At 50.0% G+C, this 17,001-nt stretch carries 19 protein-coding genes; 10 read left to right on the top strand and 9 right to left on the bottom strand.

Annotated elements, in window-relative coordinates; translation table 11 throughout:
- Positions 1 to 45: 45 nt before the first annotated feature.
- Entirely contained in the window at positions 46 to 297 is a 252-nt protein-coding gene (locus AB4875_RS01515) for a DUF2909 domain-containing protein (protein WP_368374267.1), read from the bottom strand.
- Between the two features lie 52 nt (positions 298 to 349).
- Between AB4875_RS01515 and AB4875_RS01510 the strand changes: the two genes are divergently transcribed.
- From AB4875_RS01510 to AB4875_RS01490, 5 genes are read left to right on the top strand one after another with little or no spacing between them, the layout of a single operon-like run.
- Complete coding sequence (locus tag AB4875_RS01510) at positions 350 to 1,096, top strand: SURF1 family protein (RefSeq protein ID WP_368374266.1); 747 nt, start codon at positions 350 to 352, stop codon at positions 1,094 to 1,096.
- Positions 1,093 to 1,713: a redox-active disulfide-containing membrane protein gene (locus AB4875_RS01505; RefSeq protein ID WP_368374265.1), complete on the top strand. Its 621-nt coding sequence runs from the start codon at positions 1,093 to 1,095 to the stop codon at positions 1,711 to 1,713. Before AB4875_RS01510 ends, AB4875_RS01505 begins: the two co-directional genes overlap by 4 nt.
- 36 nt (positions 1,714 to 1,749) lie before the next feature.
- The gene (locus AB4875_RS01500; RefSeq protein WP_368374264.1) at positions 1,750 to 2,799 is read left to right on the top strand and encodes a COX15/CtaA family protein; all 1,050 of its coding nucleotides are present in this window, start codon (positions 1,750 to 1,752) and stop codon (positions 2,797 to 2,799) included.
- A complete protein-coding gene (gene cyoE / locus AB4875_RS01495; protein WP_368374263.1) occupies positions 2,796 to 3,707 on the top strand; it encodes a heme o synthase in 912 nt (303 codons plus the stop codon). Before AB4875_RS01500 ends, cyoE begins: the two co-directional genes overlap by 4 nt.
- On the top strand, positions 3,707 to 4,375 hold the full coding sequence (locus tag AB4875_RS01490) for an SCO family protein (RefSeq protein WP_368374262.1): 669 nt from the start codon (positions 3,707 to 3,709) through the stop codon (positions 4,373 to 4,375). The genes cyoE and AB4875_RS01490 overlap by 1 nt, the downstream gene beginning before the upstream one ends.
- A gap of 139 nt (positions 4,376 to 4,514) precedes the next feature.
- Here the strand turns inward: AB4875_RS01490 and AB4875_RS01485 are convergent, their stop codons facing one another.
- The 3 genes from AB4875_RS01485 to AB4875_RS01475 are packed head-to-tail and all read right to left on the bottom strand — an operon-like array spanning position 4,515 to position 6,532.
- Entirely contained in the window at positions 4,515 to 5,306 is a 792-nt protein-coding gene (locus tag AB4875_RS01485) for a metal ABC transporter permease (RefSeq protein ID WP_368374261.1), read from the bottom strand.
- Positions 5,299 to 6,054 carry a zinc ABC transporter ATP-binding protein ZnuC gene (gene znuC / locus AB4875_RS01480; protein WP_368374260.1) on the bottom strand — a complete coding sequence of 252 codons (756 nt, stop codon included), beginning with the start codon at positions 6,052 to 6,054 and terminating at the stop codon, positions 5,299 to 5,301. The genes AB4875_RS01485 and znuC overlap by 8 nt, the downstream gene beginning before the upstream one ends.
- On the bottom strand, positions 6,047 to 6,532 hold the full coding sequence (locus AB4875_RS01475) for a Fur family transcriptional regulator (protein WP_368374259.1): 486 nt from the start codon (positions 6,530 to 6,532) through the stop codon (positions 6,047 to 6,049). Before AB4875_RS01475 ends, znuC begins: the two co-directional genes overlap by 8 nt.
- Positions 6,533 to 6,615: 83 nt before the next feature.
- Between AB4875_RS01475 and AB4875_RS01470 the strand changes: the two genes are divergently transcribed.
- Positions 6,616 to 7,494 (top strand): metal ABC transporter solute-binding protein, Zn/Mn family, encoded by an 879-nt coding sequence (locus tag AB4875_RS01470; RefSeq protein ID WP_368377038.1) that lies wholly within the window; start codon positions 6,616 to 6,618, stop codon positions 7,492 to 7,494.
- A 29-nt stretch (positions 7,495 to 7,523) separates the two neighbouring features.
- Here AB4875_RS01470 and AB4875_RS01465 read toward each other — a convergent pair whose 3' ends face one another.
- Positions 7,524 to 7,790, bottom strand: a complete 267-nt coding sequence (locus tag AB4875_RS01465; RefSeq protein ID WP_368374258.1) for a hypothetical protein — start codon at positions 7,788 to 7,790, stop codon at positions 7,524 to 7,526.
- 261 nt (positions 7,791 to 8,051) lie between these two features.
- On the opposite strand from AB4875_RS01465, the gene polA reads away from it, so the two are divergent.
- The gene (gene polA, locus AB4875_RS01460) at positions 8,052 to 10,826 is read left to right on the top strand and encodes a DNA polymerase I (RefSeq protein ID WP_368374257.1); all 2,775 of its coding nucleotides are present in this window, start codon (positions 8,052 to 8,054) and stop codon (positions 10,824 to 10,826) included.
- A 160-nt stretch (positions 10,827 to 10,986) separates the two neighbouring features.
- Here the strand turns inward: polA and yihA are convergent, their stop codons facing one another.
- Positions 10,987 to 11,661, bottom strand: coding sequence for a ribosome biogenesis GTP-binding protein YihA/YsxC (gene yihA, locus AB4875_RS01455; protein WP_368374256.1), 675 nt, complete (start codon positions 11,659 to 11,661; stop codon positions 10,987 to 10,989).
- A gap of 175 nt (positions 11,662 to 11,836) precedes the next feature.
- Between yihA and AB4875_RS01450 the strand changes: the two genes are divergently transcribed.
- The 3 genes from AB4875_RS01450 to AB4875_RS01440 all read left to right on the top strand — a co-directional run bounded on the left by AB4875_RS01450 (position 11,837) and on the right by AB4875_RS01440 (position 13,728).
- Positions 11,837 to 12,139: a c-type cytochrome gene (locus AB4875_RS01450; protein ID WP_368374255.1), complete on the top strand. Its 303-nt coding sequence runs from the start codon at positions 11,837 to 11,839 to the stop codon at positions 12,137 to 12,139.
- A gap of 39 nt (positions 12,140 to 12,178) precedes the next feature.
- Complete coding sequence (locus AB4875_RS01445) at positions 12,179 to 12,805, top strand: c-type cytochrome (RefSeq protein ID WP_368374254.1); 627 nt, start codon at positions 12,179 to 12,181, stop codon at positions 12,803 to 12,805.
- A 221-nt stretch (positions 12,806 to 13,026) separates the two neighbouring features.
- Positions 13,027 to 13,728: a thiol:disulfide interchange protein DsbA/DsbL gene (locus AB4875_RS01440; RefSeq protein ID WP_368374253.1), complete on the top strand. Its 702-nt coding sequence runs from the start codon at positions 13,027 to 13,029 to the stop codon at positions 13,726 to 13,728.
- Positions 13,729 to 13,819: 91 nt separating this feature from the next.
- Here the strand turns inward: AB4875_RS01440 and AB4875_RS01435 are convergent, their stop codons facing one another.
- Genes AB4875_RS01435 through AB4875_RS01425 form a run of 3 tightly spaced genes read right to left on the bottom strand, consistent with a single transcriptional unit; the run spans position 13,820 to position 16,924 of the window.
- Positions 13,820 to 14,839 carry an alpha-L-glutamate ligase-like protein gene (locus AB4875_RS01435; RefSeq protein WP_368374252.1) on the bottom strand — a complete coding sequence of 340 codons (1,020 nt, stop codon included), beginning with the start codon at positions 14,837 to 14,839 and terminating at the stop codon, positions 13,820 to 13,822.
- Position 14,840: 1 nt separating this feature from the next.
- On the bottom strand, positions 14,841 to 16,373 hold the full coding sequence (locus AB4875_RS01430; RefSeq protein ID WP_368374251.1) for an inactive transglutaminase family protein: 1,533 nt from the start codon (positions 16,371 to 16,373) through the stop codon (positions 14,841 to 14,843).
- Positions 16,370 to 16,924 (bottom strand): ATP-dependent zinc protease family protein, encoded by a 555-nt coding sequence (locus AB4875_RS01425; protein WP_368374250.1) that lies wholly within the window; start codon positions 16,922 to 16,924, stop codon positions 16,370 to 16,372. The genes AB4875_RS01430 and AB4875_RS01425 overlap by 4 nt, the downstream gene beginning before the upstream one ends.
- Positions 16,925 to 17,001: the final 77 nt, after the last annotated feature.

Below are 17,001 nucleotides of genomic sequence, written 5' to 3'. Positions count from 1 at the left end.
TTACTTTGTAAGTGGATGATACCGGCCAAGTTCTTTATTGAAAGGCTATGGTGTTTGCTGGCTAGTTTCCCCTGAGTCTAGATGACGTTGATCCCAAGGCGCCTTAGATCCGAGTTTTCCAGTAAACACGCCGTAAAACAGAAAACTCATCAACAGTGCTGCGATAATCAAGCGAACCTTTAGCGATTGCCACGTTCGCATGGTAGTACCACGATCTTGTATTAAGAAGAACAGCCCACTAAATAGGCTGATGACGAGTGCGATAAACAGCACGATTATGACAATCTTTAACCACATATTGGTGAGCCTCTAAAGTGTTTGCCGAATTATACACAATAGGATTTCATAAATGGTGGCGCAGCGGACTAGATTTCAATGGCAGCTAGATTGGAAGTCGGCCCTCGCTATTATCTTGATACTGCCAGTGTTAGTGAGTCTTGGTTTCTGGCAGTTGCAGCGCGCAGATCAAAAAAAGGTACTGCTCGCCGATTTTGAAGAACGTCGGCTATTACCCGCACTAAGCATTACAACGCTAGATAACTACCCTAATTATCGCCCGGTATATGCAAGCGGTGAATTTGATGCCAGCCGATATTGGTTATTAGACAATCGAATTTTTCGCGGCCGATTCGGTTATGAGATAATGGCTGTCTTTAATCTCAGTGATGGTGGTGCTTTGCTGGTTAATCGGGGATGGATTGCGGGCGATGCCTCTCGTCGGACCTTGCCTGCGGTGTCGATTCCCGAGGGTGTGGTGACGATTACGGGTGAGTTATATCGCAGCGAAGAGAAAAACTTCAGTTTGGGGACCGAGCTTCATACCACTTGGCCGCGTCGTCAGCAGTGGTTAGATATTGATACTGAGAGAAAGGAATTTCCCGAGATTCTACCGGTTAGTCTGCGGCTTGATGCTAGCAGTGTGGGGGCATTGCAGACTGAGCGACTCGTCGTTAATGTGTCGCCTGCAAAGCATACAGGGTACGCCGTGCAGTGGTTTGCCATGGCGCTGGCTTTGGCCATTATTTTCATTTTTCGTAATACAAATCTAATGGAGCTACGTAAGCTTCGTAAGGGTGAAGAGAACAAAGACCTATGACAACATCTATTGATCCTAAGCGCGGTAAGCGCCTTCTTAGTTTGATATTGGGTATTCCCATCGCGGTGATCTTATTGTCCAGCGCTGTTTTCTATTTGGCGAAGGAAGATATTATTAATTTTAGAACGGTAAATCGCGGCACATTGATCAGTCCACCAATGCAGCTCGGTGACCTAAATCCCCAGCGTATAGATGGCGGTGAGTTTTTGTTCGATCGCGCTGAATCGCGATGGGTGTTTATGGTTGTTGGTGGCCGAGACTGCATTGATGCCTGTGAGCGTATGCTGTATTTGACGCGTCAGACGCAAACCGCGCTGGGTAAAAAAATGGATCGAGTTGAGCGAGTTTATCTCGCCGTCGATGGACCATTGTCTGCAAACTTACGTGACTTTATTGATGCTGAGCACAGCGACCTCTCGGTGCTGTATACGAATGGCTCGGCTTTTTTAAACAACTTAAAAAGCTTAGAAATTGATCCTTTCGACCCCCACGCATTTTATGTGGTTGACCCTATGGGCTGGGTGATGATGTATTACCGCTCAGGTGATACCGAACAGCATACCTTGACAAGTTTAGGCAAGGACGTCCTGAAAGATATGGGGCGCCTGATTAAATAATCGGCGCAGTAAATATAGCAAACACGGTAATACACAATGGCTTTATTTAACACGCCAGAAAATCGTAAAGCAGGTTTTCGTCTCACTTTAACTGCATGTTTAGTCGCGGTAATTGTTTTAGGGATGGGCGTTTTCACCCGTCTGGCGGATGCTGGTTTAGGGTGCCCTGATTGGCCGATGTGTTACGGGCACGTATTGTGGCCCAGCGCCGATCACGAAGTTGAGCGCGCTAATGAGGCATATCCAGACATGCCAGTTGAGCACGATAAAACTTGGCCTGAAATGATCCACCGCCATTTAGCGGCGAGCTTAGGTCTTTTTACTATCGCTATATTGGCATTTTCGCTGCGTAGCCGAGAGCCAGGCCAACCTGTTAAGCTGCCCGCGTTTATCCTTGCCTTCATCATTCTGCAGGGAATGTTTGGTATGTGGACGGTGACCCTCAAATTGTGGCCTCAAGTGGTGACAGCACATCTTCTTGGGGGCTTCACTACCATTAGCTTATTATGGCTGCTCACTTTGCGACTCAATAATATGCGTTGGCAAATTCCCGCTATTGATGAAGCGAAGTTAAGGTCGATTCGACCACTGGCCGTTATTGGCTTGTTGATTGTGCTTATGCAGATTGCCTTGGGCGGTTGGACCACGTCGAATTACGCAGATATTGCCTGTCCTGATTTTCCGACATGCCAGGGAGAATGGCTACCCCCCATGAATTTTGCGGAAGGCTTCAATATTACTCAGCATATTGGACCTAATTATTTGGGAGGCACGATGGATAACGCCGCCCGCGTCGCTATCCACTTTAGCCACCGTCTTGGCGCTATTGTTACCGCGGCGTATTTAGTATTTCTATGTGTAAGTTTGTACCGCCTTAAACTGCCGGCCGCTAAGACCCTAGCCCATGTGATTCTGACTGTACTTGCTGTCCAGGTGAGCTTGGGTATCAGCAATGTCGTGTTTCAGTTTCCTATCAGTGTGGCGGTAGCGCACAATTTAGTCGGGGCCTTGCTGTTACTGACGCAGGTCACCACCATTTATCTGATCTTTACGGCGGCGGTAAACCGCGGGGGAATTCGAGTATGACGCAGCCACGGGCCGAGTCAGCGAGCTGGCGAGACTATTACGAACTGTGTAAGCCCAATGTGGTACTGCTGATGTTGTTGACCTCGGTTATTGGCATGTTTATGTCGGTGCCGGGTATGGTGCCATGGGAGGCGCTAGTTTTTGGCAATATTGGTATTGGTTTATGTGCGGGTGCGGCCGCGGCGGTCAATCACTTGGTGGACAGTCGCATAGATTTGGTGATGGCGCGTACGCATAATCGCCCGATTGCTCAAGGTCGAGTGAAGACTCGTGATGCAGCGATATTTGCGGCTGCGATCGGTAGTCTAGGCATGGCGGTGTTGCTGATTAAGGTAAATGCCTTAACTGCATGGTTAACGTTCGCTTCTCTGCTCGGTTATGCGGTGGTTTATACCCTATTCTTAAAGCGCGCAACGCCACAGAATATCGTTATCGGTGGAATTGCGGGTGCAGCGCCGCCCTTATTGGGTTGGACTGCGGTTACTAATCAGGTAGACGGTCATGCGCTTTTACTGGTACTGATAATCTTTATTTGGACACCACCCCATTTTTGGGCTCTGGCTATTCACCGTCGCGATGACTACGCCAAAGTAGGCATTCCCATGTTGCCTGTGACCCACGGAATTGGTTATACCAAACTGCATACCTTGCTTTATACGGTATTGTTATTTGTTGTTACCCTGCTGCCGTTTGCAACCGGTATGAGTGGATCTTTGTATTTGCTCGGCGCCGTGTGTCTCGGTTCGGGCTTTCTTTACTGGGCGATCGTGTTGATGCGTGGCAATAATCCAGATGCGCCAATGGCAACATTTAAATACTCCATTATCTACTTGATGGCATTGTTTATGATCATGTTGCTTGATCACTATTTACTGCCGGCAACGACTATTTTTGAGGTTAGTTACTGATGACAGAAGAAACCCAGCAAAGCACAACGGCAAAGCGTAATCGCGGTATACGCTTAACCGTACTGGCTATCGTATCTGTTGGAATTATCTTGGTGAGTGGATTTTTTTACTCCTTCACGCGGGCCAGAGTCATGACCGCTGAGGAGTTAAAATCTCAGGGGGCCTATCTCTACGAAAATCCGCGCACCCTCCCTAATTTTACTTTGGAAAACGATCGGGGTGAGCGCGTTACGCCCTCAACTTTTCAGGGCCAGTGGAATTTAGTGTTTTTTGGCTTCACTTATTGCCCAGACATCTGCCCGACAACGCTTGCGCAATTAAAAGCGTTCTATCAGGAGTTGGACCCTGAGGTGCAGGCGGATACTCAAGTTTGGTTGGCGAGCGTTGATCCTGCCCGCGATACACCAGAGCAATTACATAGCTATTTGGATTTCTTTCATCCCGCCTTTCGTGGCATTACGGGTGACTTTTTGGAAATTCACCGCTTTGCGACCTCACTAAATATTCCCTTTACCAAGGTCCCCGGTGGAGGCAGTAATTATTTGGTTGAGCACAGCGCCAATGTCGCCTTGGTGAATCCCAAAGGCCATTCGGTTGGTTTTTTGAAGGCGCCCTTAGAGCTTAGTAAAATGAAGCGCGCCTACTTATCTATTCGGCAATATTATTAACCGCCGCTGATTCATCGCTGCGCTCAGAATTTTGAGCGTCGGCGGTGTTTTGAACACCTAAGGCGACGGCTATACAGTGCTTAGGTTTAAAGAGCTGCCCTCACCTCGCTGATTCCTTTGATCTGCTGTTTCACCATCTTTAATCGCGTCGATAGCTCGGTGCCAGCTGCCCTAGTATAAACAAAACCCCTGCTCCCAAGACAATGCTCGGCCCCGCCGGCGTGTCCCAATACCATGCGCCGGCTAAGCCACAAATAACAGCAATGGCGCCGCATATCATGGCCAGAATCGCGGCCTGTTCGGGACTGCGGGCAAAGCGCGCCGCTGCAGAAGCGGGAATAATCAGCATTGCGGTAATCAGCAATACCCCTACTATTTTCATGGCCACCGCCACCGTTGCCGCCACCATCAGCATCATCAGCAATCGCAGTCGCTTTATTGGCAAACCTTCAATTTCCGCCAGTTCGGCGTGTGCGGTGATGGCTACTAGCGCCGGCCAATATCGCAGCAGTAGCGCTAAAATAAGGCCGCAGATTACCGCGAGACTGATTAAGTCTTCGCGCATAATGGCAAGCAAATCGCCGAACAAAAAGGCGTTTAAATCCAATTGTTGATTGTCTAAAAAAGACAGGCAGACCAAGCCTAGAGCCAAACTGCTGTGAGATAAGATGCCGAGGAGGCTGTCCAGTGCAATGTTTCGCCACCACTGCAGAGCAAACAGAATGGTGGCGATTAACAGGCAGATGAAGAGCACGCTGTACTGTAAATTCACTTGTAGCGCCAAGCCTAGGGCGAGGCCAAGTAGTGCTGAGTGAGCGAGCGTGTCGCCGTAGTACGCCATGCGCTGCCAAGTCACCAGCGCCCCAAGTGGACCGCACAATGCAGCTACTAGTAGGCCGGCGATTAATGCATTGAGTAATATGTCAGTCATGATGATGGTGCCCGTCCACAACATTGCCATGGATGTCGTGTTGATGGTCGTGATCGTGTTGATATAGGGCGATCGCTTCGGCGTGGCGGCGGCCGAATAATGATAAATACGCCGGGTCATTGCTGACATGCTCTGGGTGACCATGACAGCAAATATGCTGATTAAGGCATATTACGGTATCGGTTTGGGCCATAACCCAATGTAAATCATGGGACACCATTAGCACTGCGCAGCCGAGTGTATCGCGCAAGTTATTAATGAGTTCATAGAGCTCGGTTTGGCCGCTAATATCAACGCCTTGCGCTGGCTCGTCGAGCACCAGTAAATCGGGGTTGCACAACAGCGCTCGACTAAGCAGTACGCGCTGGGTTTCGCCGCCGGAAATATCATGCAGTGGTCGCTGCCGCAGGTGGCTAATGCCCGTGCGCGCTAGGGCGTCGGATATATTTTGCTGACGGGTGCGACTCATCGCTAGAAAGCGTTCTACACTCATTGGCATTAGGGGGTTGAGGGATAGGCGCTGTGGCATATAACCAATGCGAAGATTTGCTCGTCTAAAGACGCTACCGCTATCCGGTTTTATTAAGCCCAGTGCTATCTTAATTAAAGTGCTCTTGCCAGCGCCATTCGGCCCGATAATGGTCATTATTTGGCGCGGCGCAAGACTGATGCTGATATCGCTAAGTAAGTTATGCTGTTGGTGCTTCAGTGAAACCTGGTCGAGTTTTAGTAGCGGGGAATCAGACATTGTCGTCCTCCTCCTGGCAATGCGCGCAGCAGCCGACCACTTCGACGCAGGGAGTCTCAACGGCAAAGCCATATTGCTTAGCGGCAGTGCTAATGGCGGTATTAATAATGTCGGTATCCAGTTCCGTCACATTGCGGCACAGCCGACATATCAAAAAGTGGCCCTGATGCTGGTGGTGTGGGTCTTTACAGCCCACAAATGCATTCAGTGATGCAATGCGGTGAACCAGACCGTTGTCGACTAAGAAGTCCAGTGCGCGGTACACCGTGGGTGGCGCTGGGCGGCGATCGGTATGTTTCGCCAGTTCGTCGAGGATAGTGTAAGCGCCTATCGGTTGGTGATTCGCCCATACACATGCTAAAACCTGTTCGCGTATAGGGGTAAATTTTATTTGCCGGCGCTGGCATAATTCTCTTGCGCGAGACATGGCATCATCAATGCAGCGCTGATGATTGTGTTGCTCAACTATATTCTGCATTGAGTTCCAATTCGCGGGAAAATAAAATGTTATAATATTGCATTAAGGCGGTATTAGACAATGGGGAAGATCAATTGAAATTAGTGGTGTGGATGGTATTAACGGCTTGGATGCTCAGTAATGTCGCTTGGGCGGACAGTAATAAGCCTCTGGTATTGTCGAGTATTATGCCATTGCAATTGATTGTTCAAAATGTCGGCGGTGATGCAGTCACTGCCGAATTGCTGGCGCCGGCAACGGTCTCACCGCATGATTTTCAGTTGCGGCCCTCAGACGTTCAGCGCGTGCGCTCCGCAGATCTTGTGTTTTGGGTTGGGCCGATGCTGGAAACCTACCTGCAAAAGCTGTTGCGTAAACAAGACAACGCTACCGCCTTCTACCCTGATTTAAAAAATAACGAAGATCCTCATGTGTGGATGGATGCCGATGAAGTGCAAAGTATAGCGCGGCGTATAGCGCGATTACTTTCCGATCGCATACCGTCGCGGGGCGCTTATTTTCATGCCAATGCCGCACGGTTTAGCTCCGAGTTTAGGCAGTATGACAAGGAGCTTCAGGCAGACATAGACCGCAGTGAGCGTCGGCCCTACCTACTCCTGCATGATGGCTTTAGTCGCTTTGAGCGGCACTACGGTTTACCCGCCGGTGAAATGGTGATGTCGGGGTCTGATCGCCTACCGGGGGCGAGACATATCGTTGAATTGCGCGCTCGTCTGCAGGCTGGTGAATTTTCCTGCGTGTTTCGCGAGCCGCAGTATGCACCTGCAATGCTAAATGCATTGGTTGCAGGTCTGGATATTCCGGTGATTGAAATCGATCCTTTGGGCGCAAATATAAGCCCCAGTATGGGTTCGGGTATGGGCTTAGCTATAGATAGTGCGGGGAAAAAAGAAGGTGCTGACGGGTTTTTGGGATTATACCGTCAGCTCGGGCAGGCATTTCTGGCCTGTTTTGATCGTTAGTAACCAGTAGTGTCATAAGCTATTTGGGCTTATTGGTCGAAGCTTGGTGTCATGGCGCTACTAATCTTATCGTCAAGTTCTAGATTTAAGCTTGCCGCAACAACATCCAGATTTTTCTCAAGAAAACGCGCTGCTGAGTACTCGCTAGTCAGCTTAACAGTCGGCTCCTGAAGTTTGCTATCTTCAATCTGGTTGTACGCTATTACCATGGGTTCAGTGGCTGCAGTATTGGGTTCTGCGGCGGTCGCCATGGCGCTGGCAAGCAGGATAAGGATGGCACTGATAGTTTTGTTCATTTTAGTTACTCCTAGCAATATGGGCTTGTTTGGCCCAAGACAAGATAAAGGTTACCTTGTGTTACGTAAGGTAACACATGCAATAATAATGTCTGCTTAACTTTTGTTAATTTACTGTTAATGTGTTATGTCGTTTATGTTTCACATTGTGGTGGTTGTGAAAATTAGTAACACTTTGACTGGTTGATGATTGGCTAATGAAGCGTGTCTAGCTCGTGGTACACTGCCGTTTCCCAATAATAGACGTGCCAACTCGCTCCCATGACAGCCATAAAGCCCCTTGTTTTAGTTGACGGTTCTTCCTACCTCTACCGTGCTTTTCACGCTCTGCCGCCGCTTAACACCTCGGCAGGTCAGCCTACTGGCGCTATAAAAGGCGTTATTAATATGTTGCGGCGCCTGCAAAAGGATTACCCCGGCAGTCCTATCGCGGTGGTATTTGATGCCAAGGGTAAAACCTTCCGCGACGATATGTATTCGGAGTACAAAGCGCAGCGCCCTCCCATGCCTGATGACTTGCGGAGTCAGGTTGAGCCGATAAATGCCATTGTCGATGCTATGGGTCTGCCGCGCCTGGTGATAGAAGGTGTCGAGGCCGATGACGTGATTGGCACCTTGGCCGCTCAGGCTGGCAAGGAGCGCCCTGTCTTAGTGTCGACCGGTGATAAAGACATGGCGCAGCTGGTCAATGACCACGTCACTTTGGTCAATACCATGACGGATACCGTGATGGATATTGCGGGAGTGAATGAAAAGTTTGGGATTCCGCCAGAGCTGATAATCGATTTTTTGGCGCTGATGGGCGACAAAGTAGACAATATTCCCGGTGTTGCCGGCGTTGGTGAGAAAACCGCATTGGCGCTAATACTTGCGCTGGGTGGCCTGCATGAGATTTACGAAAACCTAGACAAAGTTCCGGAACTACCGATACGTGGCGCTAAGGGGGTCGCGAAGAAGCTCGCAGATAGCCGCGAACAGGCATTCCTTTCCTATAAACTGGCGACGATTAAATGCGATGTGCCCCTAGATGTGACGGTGCCCGATTTATTGCCGTCTGCGCCGGATAATGAGCGCTTGCTCAGTTTGTTTACCGAATTTGAATTTAAAACCTGGGTGCAAGAATTAAGTCGAAGCGCACGTGCTGAGTCTTTGGAGCAGCCGGACCTACTTGGCGGTGATGTGGGCGGCGACGCTGCCAGTGACGCGCCTGAGCCAGCTTTTTCCGGTGAGCCAGATTATCAGCTAATACTGACTCAGCCGCACTTTGATGAGTGGCTGCAAAAGCTTAACGCCGCAACGCTGTTTGCCTTTGATACTGAAACTACCAGCCTAAATTATATGCAAGCGCGGGTGGTAGGCGTGTCTTTTGCGGTGCAAGCTGGTCAGGCGGCTTATTTACCGTTTGCTCATGATTACTTGGATGCCCCCGATCAGCTTGATGAAGCCGCTGTATTGGCCGCCTTAAAGCCTCTTCTAGAAGACGCCAGTAAGCGCAAGTTGGGTCAGAATTTAAAATACGATGCCAACGTCCTTCTCAATCACGGCATTACTCTGCGCGGCATCGCCGAAGACACCATGCTTGAGTCCTATGTATTGGATTCAGTTGGCAGTCGTCACGACATGGATACCTTGGCCACCAAGCACCTTGGTCACAGCACTATCCATTTTGAAGACATTGCCGGTAAAGGCGCTAAGCAGCTCACTTTTAATCAGGTTGCACTGGAACAGGCTGGGCCCTATGCGGCTGAAGATGCGGATATTACCTTGCGACTGCATCACGTCCTATCTACGCAGCTTAAGGCCAGCCCTTCGTTGATGGCGGTGTATCGCGACATTGAGTTGCCATTGGTGCCAGTCTTGTCGCGTATTGAGCGCAACGGTGCGTTCGTGAGTCGTGAGCTGCTGGGTAAGCAAAGCCATGAGCTTGGTTTAAAGATGCAGGCTTTGGAGAAAGAGGCTTATGAGTTGGCGGGCGGCGAATTTAATCTCGCCTCGCCAAAGCAACTCGGTGAAATTTTGTTTGAGCGCTTGAGTATTCCAGTAATCAAAAAGACACCTAAGGGCGCGCCATCCACCGCCGAAGAGGTCTTGGCAGAATTGGCCCACGACTACCCCCTGCCCAAGGTGATCCTAGAACATCGGGGTATGGCAAAGCTTAAGTCGACCTATACCGACAAGCTACCCTTACTTATTGATCCGGCGACGGGTCGTATCCATACCTCCTATCATCAGGCCGTAACGGCGACTGGCCGGCTGTCGTCATCCGATCCAAATCTCCAAAATATTCCTATTCGCAGTGCTGAGGGGCGGCGTATTCGCCAGGCGTTTGTCGCGCCGCCAGGCTATGTCATTTTGGCGGCGGATTATTCGCAGATAGAGCTGCGAATAATGGCCCATTTGTCTGGTGATAGTGGACTGATTGACGCTTTTAGTCGCGGTGAAGATATTCACAAAGCGACCGCAGCAGAGGTCTTTGGGGTTGGGCTCGAGAACGTCAGCGACGAGCAGCGTCGCAATGCCAAGGCTATCAATTTCGGATTGATATATGGTATGTCGGCATTTGGCTTGGCTCGCCAGCTGCAGATTGGCCGCAAAGAGGCGCAGGCATATATCGATTTATACTTTGAGCGCTACCCCGGCGTGCTGAGATATATGGATGAAACTCGGGTATTGGCCTCAGAAAAAGGCTATGTCGAAACCCTGTTTGGCCGGCGTTTATACCTGCCAGAAATTAATGCCAGCAACGGTATGCGTCGGCAGGCCGCCGAGCGCACTGCGATCAACGCGCCTATGCAGGGCACGGCCGCCGATATTATCAAGCGGGCGATGATTTCTGTGGATCGCTACCTGAGTGACAGCGGGATCGATGCCCGAATGATTATGCAGGTTCACGATGAATTGGTCTTAGAAGTCGCGCCGGCAGCACTGGATACAGTGCGTAAAGAGGTTGTTGCGCGAATGATGGCCGCGGCTGCGCTATCGGTGCCGTTGGAAGTCGGGGTTGGCACCGGTGACAATTGGGATGAGGCGCACTAAGTTGCATAAACGTTAATCTGCGTCTACTTTTAGAAAGCTGTTGCTCTTAATGCATTTAGGAACAGCCCCGCGTTAGGAGACTTGTCTCCCCCTGTCTCCTTTAGGAGTAGGATTGCCCGGCGAGTTCAGCGCGCCGGGCTTTTTTGCATCGTCAAGCTACTCAAATATTACTATCAGACTGGGGTTCCGTGATTTCAGGGCCGTCGATGTTTTCTATTGCTGGGATATCTAGCCACTTATCTAGCTGACTGCGAAGCGCCTGCAGGCCGTCGCCGTTGTGGGCAGAAAATAATTGCACACTGATTAGGTCGCCGTATTCGGCGAGATCTTTGCGAACCGTCAACAAGGTCGCCGACGCTGGGCCGCGCTTAAGCTTGTCCGCTTTGGTCAGTAAAATATGTATGGGCATGGCGCTTTTGGTCGCCCAGCTGACCATTTGTCTGTCGAAATCAGTGAGGGGGTGGCGAATATCCATCATTAGAACCATGCCGCTCAATGACTCGCGCTTTTGCAGATAGGCCTCAAGATTTCGCTGCCACTCGTTTTTTACTGCCAAGGGGACTTTGGCAAAGCCGTAGCCGGGTAGATCGACAAGTCGTTGGCGGCCGCTATCATCCAAGATGAAAAAATTAAGCAGCTGGGTTCTACCGGGTGTTTTACTGGTTTTGGCGAGTTTTTTATTCTCGGTCAGGCGGTTGATTGCGCTAGATTTTCCCGCGTTGGAGCGGCCGGCAAAGGCAACCTCCGCGCCAGAGTCGTCGGGACAGCGCATAAGGTCGGGTGAGCTTTTCAAATAGCTGGCGCGGCGGTAGTTTAATGCTGGAGAGGAATCCATAATATATCCGAGAAAAAGTGCTAAAGCAGTAGCATAATGGGGTAATAACTGGCCCCCTACGCCAAGTAGTTGTGTATAATGCCGGTGTTTTTGTGCGGGGCCACTTTAGACATTCACTAAGGCCCTAGCCTCCTGATTAATCATATTCTATAGCTGAAACTCGGAGACTTAGATAATGCATAAATGGCTTTTTGGTTTAATCTTTCTAGTGTCTGGTGTGTCAGCCGGCGCTGCCGAGCAGGCAATTGTAGATCGTTACAAGTCATCCTGCTATGCCTGCCATGGTTTTGGTGCGAATGGCGCGCCAAAAACAGGCGACGAAGTAGCTTGGGCGCCTCGTCTAGAAAAAGGCATGGATACCCTGCTGAAGCATACTATGGAAGGTTTTAATGCAATGCCAGCGAAGGGCTTGTGTTTTAACTGCAGTACTGACGAGTTTCAAGCATTGATTGAGTATATGGCGACGCCTAAATCTTAGCAGTGCGACAAAATTATATTGATTAAAGAGTACGTTACAATGAATAAAACACTACTAGTGATGATTGCTGGATTAATGTTCACAGGGTCTGCTGTGGCATTGGAAGGCAACGCCAGTGCGGGTAAAGCCAAGGCAGCGTCTTGCGCTGCTTGCCACGGTGCAGATGGCAATAGTGCTACGCCGATGTTTCCAAAAATGGCAGGCCAAGGCGAGCGTTACTTGATTAAACAGATTAATGACATCAAGTCTGGCGCCCGTCCCGTGGCTATGATGGCTGGTCAGGTCGACAATTTGTCTGATCAGGATATTGCAGACATCGCGGCTTATTACGCCAGCAAAACCAGTAGTACGGGTCAGGCCAACCCAGCTTTGGTAGAAAAAGGTGCTGCGATTTTTCGTGGTGGTATCGCTGATCGCAGCGTACCGGCTTGTGCCGGATGTCATTCTCCTACCGGTCAGGGTATGGCTGCGGCGGGTTTCCCAGCGTTGGCTGGCCAGCATGCGGCATATACGGTTGCCCAATTAACGGCATTTCGTGCAGCAGCAGATGGTCGTGAAGGCCGTTCCAATGATGGCGATACTAAAATTATGCGTTCGGTGGCTTTCAAAATGAGCGATTCAGAAATTGAAGCGGTAGCGAGCTTCATTCAGGGTTTGCACAACTGATTGCCAGCAGATAAAAAAAGCGGCTTAGGCCGCTTTTTTTATGACTGTTTATTGTGGGCCGCAAAAAAAATCCACCTATAAATAGGGAAAGTAGATGCCAGCAAACCGGAATCATTATGGTTTAATGGGGTCACAAGCAGCTTATAACAATTTATTTATACCGGTTTGTCTTTTACAGTTTATAGGTGATTGGCAAGACCTTTTTTTAGTAAGGGGGCTTCATGATTAAGAAAATGTTCTCGCTGGTTAGTGTGTTCAGCTTTCTAGTATTAATGTCGGCGTGTAGCGATGGGTCTGAGCCCGTGTCGGCGAAAGTCACGCCGCCGGCTGCCAGTGCTGCACAATCTCCGCCGACTGATAGCGCCAGCGGTGGCGAGCGATTCATTCGTATCGCGCAGCCGGTGAGAACCGCCAACCCAGACAAAATCGAAGTTGTTGAGGTGTTTTGGTATGGCTGTAGTCACTGCTTCGATTTTGAGCCGATGCTAGAAGTATGGAAGAAACAGCTGCCGGCTGATGTTGATTTTAAACGCTCTCCAGCAATGTGGAACGATCTTATGGTCGTGCACGCTAAAGCTTACTACACCGCCGAGGCGCTGGGCGTATTAGATAAAGTGCACGAGCCAATTTTTAATGCCATTAATGTTGATCGCAATATGTTGCGTGATGCCGATGCCTTGGCGACCTTGTTCACCACGCACTCCGATGTTAGCGAGGAAAAATTTCGTAAAACATTCGACTCTTTTGGAGTAAACAGTCAGGTGAAGCAGGCTGATGCCCGTGCGAGGTCTTACGGTATTGCCGGTACACCAGAATTGATCGTTAATGGTAAGTACCGAGTGACGGGTCGTTCTGCCGGCGGTCGCTCGGAAATGCTTAAGGTAGCTGAAGTCTTGATTGCTCAGGAACGCGCTGCAAAATAAGGGGTTATTGGACGGTTCAAATCTAGCAACCGTCTACCCGAATCCTACCATCAGTAGTCCCTCGCGGTGTTCATAATACGAGCGCCGCCGTTTAGCCTACCGCTTTATTTGCCGATTCGTCACTTACCGTTGCCACTACTAGCGGCTGGGCAAACACTCTTTGGCAAAACGCCTGTCTTTTAGCCGGTGAGGGTTTTTTAATTCCTTTGGCTGCTAGGCGATCAATTTCATTTTCTACGCTGCGGCAGCGGGCGGCCAATCCGGCGTCATTTGCGATCTGGATATTCAATCCCGGCCTAGCATTCAGCTCGAGCATTAAGGGTCCGCGATCCTTGTCTAGCACCATATCTACGCCCAAGTAGCCCAAGCCGGTGAGTTCGTAGCATTGAGTCGCTAGGGACATAAAGCTATCCCAGAACGGCAATTGCACGCCGCGTACGGGGTTGGTTGTGTCCGGGTGACTGTTGATAAATTTATTTAACCAGGTTCCGTCTAAAGTAATACCGGTGGCTAAGTCGACACCAACCCCGATGGCGCCCTGATGGAGATTGGCCTTACCGCCAGACTGGCGTGTAGGCAGTCGCAGCATGGCCAGCAGGGGATAGCCCTTTAATACAATGATTCGTATGTCTGGTACCCCTTCGTAGCTGATGGCGCTGAAGATAGGGTCGGGGGTCACCCGATACTCTATAAGTGCACGGTCGCGGTGACCGCCTAGCGAGTAAATGCCGGATAAAATACCTGATAAGTGGAATTCAATGTCTTCATCGCTTAGCAAGCGACCCGACGTTGTACGGTAATAGCCTTCAAAACGGTCGGCAATAACGAGAATACCGTCGCCACCAGCGCCCTGCGCAGGCTTAATGACAAAGTCGCGATGGCCTTGAATAATGTCGGCCAGGCTACTGATTTGTTTGTCAGAGTCGATCACGCCATACATTGGGGGGACGTGAATGCCAGCTTGTAAGGCGCGTTCTTTAGTTTTAATTTTGTCGTCAACCAGAGGATACAAATGGCGCTGGTTATAGCGCAATACATAGTCAGCATTGCGTTGGTTGATACCCATGACGCCTTTTTTGCGCAGCTCTTTCCAAGTGCTGAATAAGGACATGTTATTTGCCTTTAATCATGGCGTTAAAACGAAATAGTTCAGTTAAGCGATAGCCTCGGTAGTGGCCTAACGCCAGCATCAGTGACATAAATACCAGCAACATGCCGGGGAAGGTAAAGACAAAATAGGCCCACGGTTCATAGGTCATCATTAGATGTGACAGGGTCGCTGCGATCAGTGTGCCGATGCCTACTTTTCCTGCATGTAAGCCACCACGCTCCTCCCAGACTATCGACATGCGCTCTATCGACATGGTCAAAATAACCATTGGGAATAGGGCAATGGACAAGCCTCGGTCTAATCCCAGCCGATGTCCGAGCACACTGATGAGGGCCATAATAATCACCACAAAGGTCAGCACCACCGAAAGCCTAGACAGTAACTGCAAATGCAGATGTTCAAGATAGGATCGCAGCGATAGGCCGAGTGCGGTGATAACCGTGAATAAAATAATGCCCCAGAAAACCTCGGTCTCTCTAAAGGCGAGGCCTATAAGTACCGGGGTAAATGTACCTAGAGTCTCAAGCCCAACGACGTTTCGCAGCAGTAAAATAAGCATAACGCCAATGGGGATCATCAGGATGATCTCAAACGTCTGCTGTGACTGCAGGGGCAGATCGTATAGCGACAGAGCCCAAAACTTGTTCTCTTTGCGCTCGGCTATAGATTGCGCCAGCATGATTGAATTCATGGTTTTTTGGTTGGCAGTTACTTCAATCTTTAGATTGCGACCGCCTTCAACCGTCGCCATGGGTTCATTGCCCGTCCACCATACCAGGCGGTCACTGGGTAGTCCCTGGGTACCGGTTTCTGGATTGAAGTAGAGCCAGCGTTTACCGTTGTAGCTGCGCATCCACAATTCAGAAGATTGCGCGACGCTGCTGACGAGCCGCAGGGTGTGAACACGTTCAACCGGGATGTGGGCCGAGGATAGCAACAGCTCCAGTACTCTGGATTTATTGTCTTGGGTGTAGACGTTGCCCAATAACAAGCGCGCATTGTCGTTACTGGGTTCGTTGATAAGTTTGATTGCTTCGCGAATAAAGGTTTCGATATCGGCTGAGTGCTCGCGAATCGGTTTTAGAAGGGCGTCTACCGCCACTTTTTCAACTCCGATGAGTTCGGGGCTTTCGCTGAACTGTGGCCCGGGCTCAGATTCAGAAAAGCGAGAATTGCTGCGCTGGGTAAGCATCAAGCGATAGAAAAGCTGCTGACTACCTTCGGCGCGGCGCGCGGACCACACTGCTTGGCGATTATCACCGATGATATCGGTATTCACGCCGTAACTTTTAGAAATGAAGCTTTCGTTCAGAGTAATAAACTTGCTCCACGCCGGCGGCACATACATCTGTACTTTCACCGGACCGTTGTCGCGCGCGTTAAAGCTAAGCTTGGTATCAATCACCCACACCGGTTCGGTGATATCTGAAGAGATAGGAATATTGAGCACAAAGATCTGCCATGCGGTGCTGGCGGCGCCAATGAGGAGTAGTGCCAGTGCTAAGACTCTGACATGCAGTTTAACGCCCTTCATTCTTTTTGCCCCTTGGACTTATCTTGTTTGGCGCAGAGTGTTTTGTCCTGCAGGTATTTCTTACTAGGGTCGACTAGCGCCTTAAATGAGGTAAGTGGCTCTGAGCCGACCAGCATAGGTTTGGAAAATTGTCGGCGGTCAGCTAAGTTAACTTCAACCTTGTGCGAGTCGCCGCCAATGCACAGTGTCAGCTCTAGTACCGGCCGGCGAGTATAATCCTTTTCGTCTTCGTCGTAGTCAGACGCGCGACGCTTTATGCGGATATGTTTGCTGAGTGGAAGGCTCACCGATCGAAGGGTTTCATCAGGTAGCACCAAATCAAAATGGACGATGTCGTCGCCCCCTTTGACCTTTTCCACCTGTGCATTAATCGCATTGATTGAAGCGCTCTCTGCCCCAGTATCGATTTTTGCCTTGTAGCCCACCCCCAACTCTTCGATATAGACGAATTCGCTTAAGCCGAATATCTGGTGAGCAGATTCTCCCGCTTGAGTTGTTGCGGTGAATAAAATGGCTTTAGTCAGTAATAGCGTAAACAAGGCAAATCGCACGGTCTCTCCTTTTAATTTTATTGTGCTCCCACGCGCACATAGAATAGATCAGCCTAGGTGCTGTTAGCTAGCTTAGG

It is taken from the genome of Zhongshania sp. R06B22 (assembly GCF_040892595.1).
In the GTDB taxonomy this organism is placed as follows: domain Bacteria; phylum Pseudomonadota; class Gammaproteobacteria; order Pseudomonadales; family Spongiibacteraceae; genus Spongiibacter; species Spongiibacter arctica.
The sequence above is the reverse complement of the archived record's forward strand: the minus strand, read 5'-3'. Positions and strand labels throughout refer to the sequence as shown.

Bases quoted from the DNA above. Each gene is read 5' to 3' on its own strand.
- AB4875_RS01485 (WP_368374261.1), bottom strand. From the start codon at position 5,306: ATGACTGACATATTACTCAATGCATTAATCGCCGGCCTACTAGTAGCT.
- yihA (WP_368374256.1), bottom strand. From the start codon at position 11,661: ATGGATTCCTCTCCAGCATTAAACTACCGCCGCGCCAGCTATTTGAAA.
- znuC (WP_368374260.1), bottom strand. From the start codon at position 6,054: ATGTCTGATTCCCCGCTACTAAAACTCGACCAGGTTTCACTGAAGCAC.
- AB4875_RS01440 (WP_368374253.1), top strand. From the start codon at position 13,027: ATGATTAAGAAAATGTTCTCGCTGGTTAGTGTGTTCAGCTTTCTAGTA.
- AB4875_RS01450 (WP_368374255.1), top strand. From the start codon at position 11,837: ATGCATAAATGGCTTTTTGGTTTAATCTTTCTAGTGTCTGGTGTGTCA.
- AB4875_RS01490 (WP_368374262.1), top strand. From the start codon at position 3,707: ATGACAGAAGAAACCCAGCAAAGCACAACGGCAAAGCGTAATCGCGGT.
- AB4875_RS01435 (WP_368374252.1), bottom strand. From the start codon at position 14,839: ATGTCCTTATTCAGCACTTGGAAAGAGCTGCGCAAAAAAGGCGTCATG.
- AB4875_RS01430 (WP_368374251.1), bottom strand. From the start codon at position 16,373: ATGAAGGGCGTTAAACTGCATGTCAGAGTCTTAGCACTGGCACTACTC.
- AB4875_RS01445 (WP_368374254.1), top strand. From the start codon at position 12,179: ATGAATAAAACACTACTAGTGATGATTGCTGGATTAATGTTCACAGGG.
- AB4875_RS01505 (WP_368374265.1), top strand. From the start codon at position 1,093: ATGACAACATCTATTGATCCTAAGCGCGGTAAGCGCCTTCTTAGTTTG.
- AB4875_RS01475 (WP_368374259.1), bottom strand. From the start codon at position 6,532: ATGCAGAATATAGTTGAGCAACACAATCATCAGCGCTGCATTGATGAT.
- polA (WP_368374257.1), top strand. From the start codon at position 8,052: ATGACAGCCATAAAGCCCCTTGTTTTAGTTGACGGTTCTTCCTACCTC.
- AB4875_RS01515 (WP_368374267.1), bottom strand. From the start codon at position 297: ATGTGGTTAAAGATTGTCATAATCGTGCTGTTTATCGCACTCGTCATC.
- cyoE (WP_368374263.1), top strand. From the start codon at position 2,796: ATGACGCAGCCACGGGCCGAGTCAGCGAGCTGGCGAGACTATTACGAA.
- AB4875_RS01465 (WP_368374258.1), bottom strand. From the start codon at position 7,790: ATGAACAAAACTATCAGTGCCATCCTTATCCTGCTTGCCAGCGCCATG.
- AB4875_RS01510 (WP_368374266.1), top strand. From the start codon at position 350: ATGGTGGCGCAGCGGACTAGATTTCAATGGCAGCTAGATTGGAAGTCG.
- AB4875_RS01500 (WP_368374264.1), top strand. From the start codon at position 1,750: ATGGCTTTATTTAACACGCCAGAAAATCGTAAAGCAGGTTTTCGTCTC.